The organism is Marinobacter sp. UBA2498, assembly GCF_002341575.1.
Lineage (GTDB): Bacteria > Pseudomonadota > Gammaproteobacteria > Pseudomonadales > Oleiphilaceae > Marinobacter > Marinobacter manganoxydans.
In genome coordinates this window covers 46,838-57,159 of the sequence record NZ_DDOI01000065.1, presented here as the reverse complement: position 1 = coordinate 57,159, position 10,322 = coordinate 46,838, and the positions used below count along the sequence as shown (strand labels likewise).

At 58.0% G+C, this 10,322-nt stretch carries 12 protein-coding genes; 3 read left to right on the top strand and 9 right to left on the bottom strand.

The features are described 5' to 3' along the window. On the top strand, nt 1–1,421 hold a 1,421-nt coding region (locus B2W52_RS09195), incomplete at its 5' end, for an AAA family ATPase (RefSeq protein ID WP_286802629.1). A 105-nt stretch (nt 1,422–1,526) separates the two neighbouring features. On the opposite strand, the gene infA is transcribed toward B2W52_RS09195, so the two are convergent. From infA to B2W52_RS09150, 9 genes are all read right to left on the bottom strand, one after another. After that, entirely contained in the window at nt 1,527–1,745 is a 219-nt protein-coding gene (gene infA / locus B2W52_RS09190) for a translation initiation factor IF-1 (RefSeq protein ID WP_008169200.1), read from the bottom strand. Between the two features lie 80 nt (nt 1,746–1,825). After that, on the bottom strand, nt 1,826–2,539 hold the full coding sequence (locus tag B2W52_RS09185) for an arginyltransferase (RefSeq protein ID WP_008169199.1): 714 nt from the start codon (nt 2,537–2,539) through the stop codon (nt 1,826–1,828). Then, nucleotides 2,540–3,253, bottom strand: coding sequence for a leucyl/phenylalanyl-tRNA--protein transferase (aat, locus tag B2W52_RS09180; RefSeq protein WP_008169197.1), 714 nt, complete (start codon nt 3,251–3,253; stop codon nt 2,540–2,542). It lies immediately after the preceding gene. Nucleotides 3,254–3,453: 200 nt separating this feature from the next. Further along, nucleotides 3,454–4,407 (bottom strand): thioredoxin-disulfide reductase, encoded by a 954-nt coding sequence (trxB, locus tag B2W52_RS09175; RefSeq protein WP_008169196.1) that lies wholly within the window; start codon nt 4,405–4,407, stop codon nt 3,454–3,456. Nucleotides 4,408–4,549: 142 nt separating this feature from the next. Then, nucleotides 4,550–5,461, bottom strand: coding sequence for an AAA family ATPase (locus B2W52_RS09170; RefSeq protein WP_014577419.1), 912 nt, complete (start codon nt 5,459–5,461; stop codon nt 4,550–4,552). 7 nt (nt 5,462–5,468) lie between these two features. Continuing rightward, entirely contained in the window at nt 5,469–6,392 is a 924-nt protein-coding gene (locus B2W52_RS09165; protein ID WP_008169193.1) for a carbon-nitrogen hydrolase, read from the bottom strand. Beyond that, nucleotides 6,392–7,441: an agmatine deiminase family protein gene (locus B2W52_RS09160; protein ID WP_286802620.1), complete on the bottom strand. Its 1,050-nt coding sequence runs from the start codon at nt 7,439–7,441 to the stop codon at nt 6,392–6,394. Before B2W52_RS09160 ends, B2W52_RS09165 begins: the two co-directional genes overlap by 1 nt. Before the next feature lie 101 nt (nt 7,442–7,542). Continuing rightward, nucleotides 7,543–7,845 carry a hypothetical protein gene (locus B2W52_RS09155; protein ID WP_008169190.1) on the bottom strand — a complete coding sequence of 101 codons (303 nt, stop codon included), beginning with the start codon at nt 7,843–7,845 and terminating at the stop codon, nt 7,543–7,545. Between the two features lie 95 nt (nt 7,846–7,940). Beyond that, entirely contained in the window at nt 7,941–8,528 is a 588-nt protein-coding gene (locus B2W52_RS09150) for a PilZ domain-containing protein (protein WP_008169189.1), read from the bottom strand. A gap of 123 nt (nt 8,529–8,651) precedes the next feature. Between B2W52_RS09150 and B2W52_RS09145 the strand changes: the two genes are divergently transcribed. After that, a complete protein-coding gene (locus B2W52_RS09145; RefSeq protein ID WP_008169188.1) occupies nt 8,652–9,893 on the top strand; it encodes a lipoprotein-releasing ABC transporter permease subunit in 1,242 nt (413 codons plus the stop codon). Between the two features lie 13 nt (nt 9,894–9,906). Continuing rightward, nucleotides 9,907–10,322, top strand: a 416-nt coding sequence (locus tag B2W52_RS09140) for an ABC transporter ATP-binding protein (protein ID WP_286802638.1), incomplete at its 3' end; no start/stop codon positions are given.

Below are 10,322 nucleotides of genomic sequence, written 5' to 3'. Positions count from 1 at the left end.
TCCTGTTCATCGACGAGATCCACACCATCATCGGAGCGGGCTCTGCCTCCGGCGGCGTGATGGATGCGTCGAATCTGTTGAAGCCCATGCTCAGTTCGGGTGAAATCCGGTGCATTGGCTCTACAACGTTCCAGGAGTTCCGGGGTATTTTCGAGAAAGACAGTGCCCTGGCGCGCCGTTTCCAGAAAATCGATGTGAACGAGCCCAGTGTTGAGGACACCTACCAGATCCTGAAGGGCCTCAAGCCGAATTTTGAAAAGCACCACGATCTCAAATACACCGACAAGGCGCTTCGGGTGGCTGCAGAGCTGTCCGACCGTTACATTACTGATCGTCACCTACCGGACAAGGCGATTGACGTCATTGACGAGGCGGGCGCGCGCCAGCGGCTGCAGCCGGAAGGCAAGCGTAAGAAGACCGTTGATGTCACCGAGATCGAGGATGTGGTTGCAAATATTGCCCGTATCCCACCGAAGAACGTGTCTACCAGCGACAAGGATCTGCTGCGGAATCTGGAGCGGGATCTGAAGATGACGGTCTTTGGTCAGGATCCGGCCATCGAATCGCTGTCCACTGCTATCAAGCTGGCTCGCGCCGGGCTCAAGGCCCCTGAGAAGCCAGAGGGTGCCTTCCTGTTCGCAGGGCCGACCGGTGTCGGTAAAACCGAGGTTACCAAGCAGTTGGCCAAGGTTCTGGGTATCGAACTGGTACGCTTTGACATGTCGGAGTATATGGAGCGGCACACCGTATCACGGCTGATCGGTGCGCCTCCGGGCTACGTTGGGTACGATCAGGGTGGCCTGTTGACCGAGTCGGTGAACAAGCATCCGCACTGTGTCCTGCTGCTGGACGAGATCGAGAAGGCCCATCCGGAAGTGTTCAACCTCCTGTTGCAGGTCATGGATCACGGTACGCTGACCGATAACAACGGCCGCAAGGCAGATTTCCGCCACGTGATTCTGGTAATGACCACCAACGCTGGTGCCGAGAGCATGGCTCGTCGCTCTATTGGCTTCAGCGAGCAGGATCACAGCACCGACGGCATGGAAATTATCAGCAAGACCTTCACGCCGGAATTCCGCAATCGCCTGGACGGTATCATCCAGTTCGGCGACCTGCAGATCGATACCATCACCCACGTGGTTGACAAGTTCCTCACCGAGCTGCAGGCGCAGCTGGATGAGAAGCATGTGGTTCTGCATGTGGATGACGAGGCGAAGGCCTGGCTGGCCGAGAAGGGCTATGACGTCACCATGGGCGCCCGCCCCATGTCCCGCCTGATCCAGGACAAGATCAAGCGGCCGCTGGCCGAGCAGATCCTGTTCGGGCGCCTTTCAGAGAAAGGCGGGGATGTCTTCATCCACCTGCGGGATGACGAGCTGGTATTCGAGTACGAGGACGAGCCTGCAGAGGCGGTCTGAGACAGGCTCGATTAAAGAAAAACCGCTGGCCGGGTAACCGGCAGCGGTTTTTTTGTGCCCTGACGAAAAAAGCCCCCGAAGGGGCTTTCAGATGTCATGGGAGCATCAACGGGCGCGATATACGATCCGGCCCTTGCTCAGGTCATAGGGAGTCAGCTCAACCTTGACCTTGTCACCTGTCAGGATGCGGATGTAGTTCTTGCGCATCTTTCCGGAGATATGGGCTGTCACAACATGACCGTTGCTCAGCTCAACGCGGAACATGGTGTTTGGAAGGGTATCGATAATAACGCCTTCCATTTCAATGGCATCTGATTTCGGCATTCAGTAGAAACCTCGTTTGAATATGCTTCTGGTGATTCTAAATTGCGCAATTCTGCCTGATTTATCGGCGTTTGGCAAAGTTAGCCTGCGTCCAGTTCACGCCAGTGCCCGTCTCTCAGTGCTTCGATGGGTCGGAAGCGTGTTTTGTAATTCATTTTTCGGCACTGCTTGATCCAGTAACCAAGGTACAGGTGGGGAAGCCCCCTGCGGCGGGCTTCCTCAATTTGCCAGAGGATTGCGAAGGTGCCCAGGCTGCGGTCCTCCAGATCAGGATCGAAAACTGTATAGATGGCCGAAAGGCCATCGTCCAGAAGATCGACGGCTGCCAGTCCTACCAGCCGTTCGCCCTGGTGGATTTCCAGAAACCAGGAATCGGTTGCGCCTTCTACCAGAAACGAGGTGAACTGTTCCCGGGTCGGCGGGTACATATCGCCGTCCTTGTGCCTTTGTTCGATGTAATTGGCGTAGAGCTGGTAATACCTCTCCGCAAAGGTGGCGGGCACCATGGTGCACTGCAAATCCTTGTTTTTGCGGAGAACCCGCCGCTGGCTTCTGTCCGGCTTGAAATCATCAACTTTCAACCGAACTGGTATGCAGGCATTGCACTGCTCACAGTGAGGGCGGTAGTAGTGGGATCCGCTGCGGCGAAAGCCGAGAGCCGTGAGTTGGCTGTAAAGCTTTTTGTCGATATGAGCCCGCGGATCTACAAACATGGTGGTGGCCTCGCGGTCTGGCAGGTAGCTGCAATCGTGCGGTGGTGTCGCGAAGAACACCAGGGTTCTGAGATTGCTCATTCACTCCTCCGGCCCGGGCCAACGCCATAGGAAGGTCCAGTCGGTCTGATCCGGTTTCTGATCGATGGTCATCCTGAGTATAGATAAAAACTCTTCCCGTGGAATAGTCCGTGCGCCCATGGTAAGCAGGTGCCGGCTCTCTACCTGGCAATCCATGATCCGGTAGCCCCAGAGCTGTAACTGGTGCGCCAGGTGAACCATGAGAACTTTGGACGCGTTGGTTTCCAGAGAAAACATGGATTCACCGAAGAAACACCGGCCAATTGCCAGTCCGTACATGCCACCAGCCAATTCACCACGCTGGTTCCAGATTTCGATGGAGTGGGCGACGCCCATGCGATGCAGCTCTGAGTAGCTGGCAATCATTTCCTCGGTAATCCAGGTACCTTCGGCACGGGTTGAGGCGCACAGGCGGATGATTCGTCCGAAGTGTCTGTCTGCGGTTACCTGGAAGCGTTGTTGGTTCAGGGTCCGGCGCAGGCTCCGTGAAACGTGGATTTCGTTCGGAAAAAGGACACACCGCGGATTCGGTGACCACCACAAAATGGGCTGGTCGTCGCTGTACCAGGGGAAGATGCCGTTCCGGTAGGCCAGTATGAGTCGCTCAGTGGAAAGGTCGCCGCCGAGGGCGAGAAGGCCGTCCGGGTCGTCCAGGGCTTCGTTGGCGGGGGGGAACCAGAGTTGGTCCGGGTCTAGCCAGGGTAGTGAGGTCATCCTTCTCCGGCAATTACTGCAATGTTTCGGTTCTATTTTACAGAGTACCGGCCGGTGGGAGCCGCCTTCTGAAACACGCTGTGAATACGTCCTTGTACGCTTGGCTCCGCCATCCATGGCTCCGCACAGTTTCAGAAGGCGGCTCCCACCGACCTTCGCAAACTTTTGAGTTCGCGTTCCTTTTCTTTACTCAAGCACAATCAGTCTTGCTGATCCAGAAACTTTTCCGCATCCAGGGCGGCCATGCAGCCGAAGCCGGCGGAGGTGACGGCCTGGCGGTAGACGTGGTCGGCTACGTCGCCGGCGGCGAATACGCCGGGAATGCTGCTCTGGGTGGCCATGCCTTCGAGGCCGGAGCGGATGCGGATATAGCCGTTCTCCATGTCCAACTGGCCCTGGAACAGGTCGGTGTTGGGTTTGTGGCCGATGGCGATGAATACGCCGGCCAGGTCCATTTCCTGGGTGGAGTCGTCTTTGGTGCTTTTGATGCGCATACCGGTGACGCCGGTGCCGTCGCCCAGGACTTCGTCGAGGGTGTGGTCCCAGACGATCTTGACGTTGCCGTTTTCGGCCTTTTCAAACAGTTTGTCCTGGAGGATCTTTTCGGCACGCAGGCTGTCGCGGCGGTGCACCAGGGTCACTTCGTCGGCAATGTTGGAGAGGTACAGAGCCTCTTCGACCGCGGTGTTACCGCCGCCAATAACGGCAACTTTCTGCTTCTTGTAGAAGAAGCCGTCGCAGGTGGCGCAGGCGGAGACGCCCTGGCCTTTGAATTTCTCTTCAGACTCGAGGCCGAGATACATGGCGGAGGCGCCGGTAGCAATGATCAGGGCGTCGCAGGTGTACTCGCCGCCATCGCCCTTGAGGCGGAATGGGCGGTTACGAAGGTCGGCTTCGTTGATGGTGTCGTAGACGATGCTGGTTTCGAAGCGTTCGGCGTGCTTGAGCATGCGCTGCATGAGCTCCGGGCCCTGAACGCCGTCGTTGTCGCCGGGCCAGTTGTCGACGTCGGTGGTGGTGGTGAGCTGGCCGCCGACTTCAATACCGGTAATCAGGGTCGGGTTCAGGTTGGCGCGGGCTGCGTAAACGGCAGCGGTGTAACCTGCGGGGCCGGAACCGAGGATGATCAGTCGGGAATGTTTGGTGTCGCTCATTGGGAATTCTCTCACTGAAAAAGCCGTACGTTGCCGGGCCCCGGTTTCAGGGCCAGACGCTTCGGGGAAAGGGGCAAAGGCTAACATGAAAGGCGCGGTCTGCCATTCGTTTTGGCCAATTCCGCTTATAAAACCTTGCTATTTACTCAAGCACAGAAACAGTTGCCAACAGCTGACGAACCCTTTCCGCACTTTTTCCGGACTCGCCCTGTTCGAGACGGTGGGCCGCCACTGCAGGGAACACGGCCTGGATGTCGTCAGGCAGCACGTGATGACGCCCCTCCATCAGGGCCCAGGCTTTGGCGGCCCGCACCAGTCCCAATCCCGCCCGGGGCGAAAGCCCGTACAGAAGGCCGGGCATTCTCCGGCTCTGTTCCAGCAACCGCTGCACGTAATCCAGAAGAGCCGGGCTGGCGGTTATCCGGGTAACGCCTTCCTGCAGGGTTTTCAGGTCGGCCTGGGAGAGCAGGGTCGGCAGCTTTTCAGTCATGGCACGACGGTCTTCGCCCTCCAGCAGCTCCCGCTCGGCCCGCGGGTCCGGATAGCCGAGGCGAAGACGCATGAGGAACCGGTCCAGTTGGGACTCGGGCAGGGGATAGGTGCCGCCCTGCTCGATGGGATTCTGGGTGGCAATCACGAAGAACGGGTGGGGCAGTGGCCGGGTCTCGCCCTCGATGGACACTTGCCGTTCTTCCATGGCTTCGAGCAGAGCGCTCTGCGTTCGCGGTGATGCCCGGTTGATTTCATCAGCCAACACCACCTGGGCAAAGATCGGGCCGGGGTGGAATACCAGGCTACCGGCCTGTTTGTCGTACATGGAGTAACCCAGCACATCCGCCGGAAGCAGGTCGTTGGTGAACTGGATGCGCTGGTACGTCAGCCCCATCACCTTGGCCAGGGCATGAGAAAGAGTGGTTTTGCCCATGCCGGGGATATCTTCGATCAGCAGGTGCCCCCGGGCCAGAAGCCCGCAGAGGGCAAGGCGTACCTGTTGGTCTTTGCCCAAGAGTATCTGGTTCAGTTCACTGACTACGGTATCGACCAGTTTTTTCATTCGGGGCTCAGTCCCTTACGCGTTTGAGGATGTCGCCGTAGGCGTCTATTCGGCGATCTCTCAAATACGGCCAGATACGGCGAACCGATTCACTGCGGTTGCGATCCAGGGTGACGGCAAGGATACATTCGGAGCTGTCATCGCCCCGGGCTAGCAACTCACCCTGCGGGCCACAGATAAAACTGTTGCCCCAGAAACGGATGCCGTCGCTGTGCCCGGAGGGGTCGGGTTCGGTGCCTACCCGGTTCGGAGCCACGACTGGCAGGTTGTTGGCAACGGCATGGCCCCTTTGCACGGTGACCCAGGCGTCCAGTTGACGCGCCTGTTCATCGGGGTCATCCGTTACATCCCAGCCGATCGCAGTTGGGTAGATCAGGATCTCGGCGCCAGCCAGGGCCATCAGCCTTGCGGCCTCGGGGTACCACTGGTCCCAGCACACCAGCACGCCGAGCCTGCCGACAGACGTATCGATAGGCGTGAAACCGCTGCGGCCATCGTTGAACTGGGCGTCACCGGGCGTGAAGTAGAATTTTTCATAGAACCCCGGGTCGTCCGGAATGTGCATTTTCCGGTACAGCCCTGCCAGGGAGCCGTCTTTCTCAAATACGACCGCCGTGTTGTGGTACACGCCGTTCATACGACGTTCGAAAATGGATCCAACCAGCACAATACCCAGTTCCCGGGCCAGGTCAGACAGGCGCTTGCTGGTAGGACCGGGAATCGGCTCTGCCAGCTCGAAAACAGACGTTTCCTCGGTCTGGCAGAAATATAAGGTGGCGTGAAGTTCCTGGAGGATCACCAGGTTGGCGCCACTGGCTACGGCCTCACGAACCAGTTTCTCGGTAGTGGCGAGGCTGGCGGCCTTGTCGCTGCTACAGGCCTGCTGGATGGCGGCAACATTGATTTGGCTTTTGCGCAACTCACTGCTCATCAACTGACTACTCCGGCCGGAATTTGCATGGTTACACAGTGAAGGCTGCCATGCTGACGAATCAAGGGCCGGCAATTGATCAGCACTATTGCTCTTGTCGGAAAGATCTCTTTCATGACAGCAATGGCGTCCTGATCCTGATCAACGCCGTAAACGGGAAGCAAAACCGCTTCGTTGATGATCAGGAAGTTGGCATAGGTGGCCGGAAGACGCTCACCATCCTCATCATGAATGGCATCAGGCCAGGGCAGAGGCGTCAGCTTGTAGGGGGCGCCGTCGGCCTGGCGGAACTCCTGAAGTTCCTCCTCCATGGCCGCCAACGCGCTGTAGTGTTCATCCGCCACATCTGGGCAACTCACGTAGCAGATGTGATCCGGGGCGCAAAATCGGGCGAGGGTATCGATGTGGCTGTCGGTGTCATCCCCGGCAAGATAGCCGTGGTTGAGCCAGAGAATCCGCCGGATTCCCAGCACCTCGGAAAGCAGCTGTTCAATCGCCGTGCGATCCATGGCCGGATTTCGGGTGGGCGTCAGCAGGCACTCGGATGTGGTCAGCAGGGTGCCTTCACCATCCGATTCAAATGAACCCCCTTCCAGCACAAAACCGACCTGCTGCATCCCGGCTGTGCCGAAGATGCCAGCATTGAAAAGGTGATTATTTAACGCATCGTCCTTTTCCCAGGGGAACTTTCCGCCCCAGGCGTTGAACCTGAAATCCAGCAGTGTCGGCCCTTCGTCGGTGAGAATGGTGATGGGGCCATGGTCGCGGGTCCAGGTGTCATTCGCCGGTGCCGGAACCGATCTCACGCGGCCCGGAAAACCGTTGTCCGCGGCGTACCGATTGAGGTCCCGTTCTAGCTCCTGCAGGCGGACTACGTGTTCGCAACTGATAACAAGGTGTTCGTGTGGGAGTACGGCTTTCGCGATGTCGAGGAACACCGGTTCAACTTCGTCGATCAGGCCTGCCCAGTCGGTTCCCGGGTGGGGCCAGGTCAGCATGACGGCACTCTGGGGCGCCCACTCTGCGGGCAACACTCGTTTGGTTGTCACTACGTCACCTTGAATCATAAAAGACGCCATTCTAACCAACGATTGGTTGAACGTCAGGACATGGGAAGGGAATTTCCAGCCTGGAAAGGCCCCTCGGGCCTTCAGCGATTCGGCTTGAGAACGGTATGGATAACCCGGTCGCCTTCGAAATACACGATAAAGCCCTGATAGTGCCACTGGGTGATCGGTGGCTGGCCCACGGGACCTTCAATTTCCACGGGTGCACCCCAGGAAGCGCGCACTGATGACTGGCTCATGCCAGAGCCGGGGAAGCTGGCCTGGTCGCGATCGGCCTGGGTGCCAACTGGCACGCGGACTTCTTCAGCTACCGCGGACATCATCGGGAAAAGGGCCAGTGTGGCAGTCACTGCCAGTGCGCCGAACAGGGTAGTTTGCTTTCTCATTGATGGGTCTCCATGAAAACTGATGTCCTCGGGAGGACATGGATAAAGCGTAATATCCGAAAAAGATTAGCAAAAGTCACTCGTTTTTCCCCAGTCTACTCCTTTTGACGCTGTCGAATCTGCCACCGCATCACATGTCGTGCGATTTGCTGGCGATCGCTGTCCTCAATCCGGGCGAATTCGGTGTGGACCCTTGCTCCGCCTGACGAATCGGGGTGTACCTCAATAACTCGGGCAACTGCGCGGGGCTGGAAAAGTTCGGGTGGGAGGGTCATTCGAACAGCGAGCCGGTCTCCCGGCTGCCAGGCAGGGGTGCTGCTAAAGAACGACAGCCCACCCTCGCTCAGGGTTACTTCCTGCCAGTCCTCAGGTTGCAACGGATTTTGCTCAAAGGCCATAATGCGCGCAAGCGTGTCCAGCTTGCCGTTCAGGGATTTGATCAGTCCGGTAAGCAGCCGGTCTTTGTCGGCAAGGCTGGCAAGCTGGGATTTAACGTCCTGATCCAGCCGCCTGAATTCAGCTTTCAGGCTCTCAAGATGGTCGCCGTCGAAGGCATCTTCTTCCATTGCGGTGCCAGGCGCCAGCTTGCGGATCTCCAGGCCGATCCGGTCTTCAATGCGGAAAAAGTCCCGCCGTTCGGGTGAATAGTCCACCGGTTCGTTGGGGATGTCGGACGACTGCATCGCGGCTCCGGAAGGCTGATTTTTTATTTGGTACAGAACAGTTTAGCAGTTTCCCGTCGTGCTGGAAGGTACCCGGGAAAACCAGACCACGACAGACCGGAAGGTAGCAATAGGCACCTCTCAATGTTCAGACCCTTATCATTCTATATTGGCTTGCGTTACACGGCCGCCAAACGCCGCAATCACTTCATTTCCTTTATTTCCCTGACCTCCATAATCGGGCTGATGCTGGGAGTTGCGGTTCTGATCATCGTGCTCTCGGTCATGAACGGTTTCGATCGGGAGCTTAAGCAGAGAATTCTCGGGATGGTGCCCCACGCTACCATTCAGGGCGCCGGGCCGCTCGACGACTGGCAATCAATCGACGCGAAGATGCAGCAGCACCCCCGCGTGCTGGCTGCTGCGCCTTTCATACAGGGGCAGGGTATGGTTACCGGCGGTGGAAATGTTCGCGGGGTCGTGCTTAACGGCATTCTCCCGGAGGAGGAACGAACGGTCTCCATCATTGAAAACCACATGGTCGAAGGCAGTCTCAACGATCTGGTTTCTGGTGAATTCGGCATCATCATCGGTCGGTTGATGGCGGCCAGCCTGCGTCTTCAGATCGGTGACAAGGTAACCGTGGTCCTGCCGGAAGCCTCGGTTACGCCGGCCGGGGTCCTGCCCAGGCTCAAAAGGTTCACGGTCAAAGGCATCTTCAGTGTCGGGGCAGAACTGGATGGCAATTACACCCTGATTCACATGGATGATGCCGCCAAGCTCATGCGGACCGGGGGCAAAGCCGAGGGTATTCGCCTGCTGGTGGATGACCTTTTTGCCGCTCCCAGGGTGTCGCAGCAGGCTGCTGAGTCGCTGGGCGGCCGGTATTACGTATCCGACTGGACCCGAACCCACGGCAACCTGTTCCAGGCCATCCGCATGGAGAAAACCATGATCGGCCTGCTGCTGATGTTTATCGTGGCTGTCGCTGCATTCAATATCGTGTCCACGTTGGTGATGGTGGTTACCGATAAAACCGGTGACATCGCCATCCTCAGGACCATGGGGGCAACACCGGGACGCATCATGCGGATCTTCATTGTTCAGGGGGCGGTCATCGGTATCTTCGGAACCATTGTTGGCACGGCGCTGGGCGTTTTCGGAGCGCTCAACATCAGTGCCTTTATTTCCTGGCTGGAGGGAGCGCTCGGCCACCAGTTCCTGAGCGCGGACGTTTACTTCATCAGCTATCTGCCTTCCCAGCTGCAATGGCAGGACGTGTTTATCATCAGTGGAGCCGGCCTCGCCATGAGTCTGTTGGCAACGATTTATCCGGCCTGGCGGGCCTCCAGGGTGGATCCGGCGGAGGCGCTTCGTTATGAGTAAGGAACAATCCGCAATGGCACACTCTGCCCTGGTAATAGACTGCCGTCAGGTGACCCGGACCTATAACGAGGGTCTCGGCAAGCTCACCATTTTTTCGGATATCTCGCTCGAAGTCACACAGGGGGAGACGGTTGCCATAGTGGGCAGCAGTGGTGCCGGAAAAACCACGTTGCTCAACTTATTGGGGGGGCTCGACAAGCCATCTTCCGGCCAGATTTCCATTTGTGGCGAAGACATTCACCGGCTTTCCGAGGGACGGCGCGCCCGGTTCCGGAATGCCCATCTCGGGTTTGTCTATCAGTTCCATCACCTGTTGCCGGAGTTCACCGCTCTGGAAAACGTGATGATGCCGTGTGCGTTGGGCGGTATGGCGGTATCAAGGTCGAGGGAAAAGGCAGCCAGCCTGCTGCAGCGGGTTGGGCTTGCCGA

What these genes read in the sequence shown, in the direction of transcription:
- infA (WP_008169200.1), bottom strand. Translation starts at nt 1,745, where the DNA reads ATGCCGAAATCAGATGCCATTGAAATGGAAGGCGTTATTATCGATACC.
- B2W52_RS09185 (WP_008169199.1), bottom strand. Translation starts at nt 2,539, where the DNA reads ATGAGCAATCTCAGAACCCTGGTGTTCTTCGCGACACCACCGCACGAT.
- aat (WP_008169197.1), bottom strand. Translation starts at nt 3,253, where the DNA reads ATGACCTCACTACCCTGGCTAGACCCGGACCAACTCTGGTTCCCCCCC.
- trxB (WP_008169196.1), bottom strand. Translation starts at nt 4,407, where the DNA reads ATGAGCGACACCAAACATTCCCGACTGATCATCCTCGGTTCCGGCCCC.
- B2W52_RS09170 (WP_014577419.1), bottom strand. Translation starts at nt 5,461, where the DNA reads ATGAAAAAACTGGTCGATACCGTAGTCAGTGAACTGAACCAGATACTC.
- B2W52_RS09165 (WP_008169193.1), bottom strand. Translation starts at nt 6,392, where the DNA reads ATGAGCAGTGAGTTGCGCAAAAGCCAAATCAATGTTGCCGCCATCCAG.
- B2W52_RS09155 (WP_008169190.1), bottom strand. Translation starts at nt 7,845, where the DNA reads ATGAGAAAGCAAACTACCCTGTTCGGCGCACTGGCAGTGACTGCCACA.
- B2W52_RS09150 (WP_008169189.1), bottom strand. Translation starts at nt 8,528, where the DNA reads ATGCAGTCGTCCGACATCCCCAACGAACCGGTGGACTATTCACCCGAA.
- B2W52_RS09145 (WP_008169188.1), top strand. Translation starts at nt 8,652, where the DNA reads ATGTTCAGACCCTTATCATTCTATATTGGCTTGCGTTACACGGCCGCC.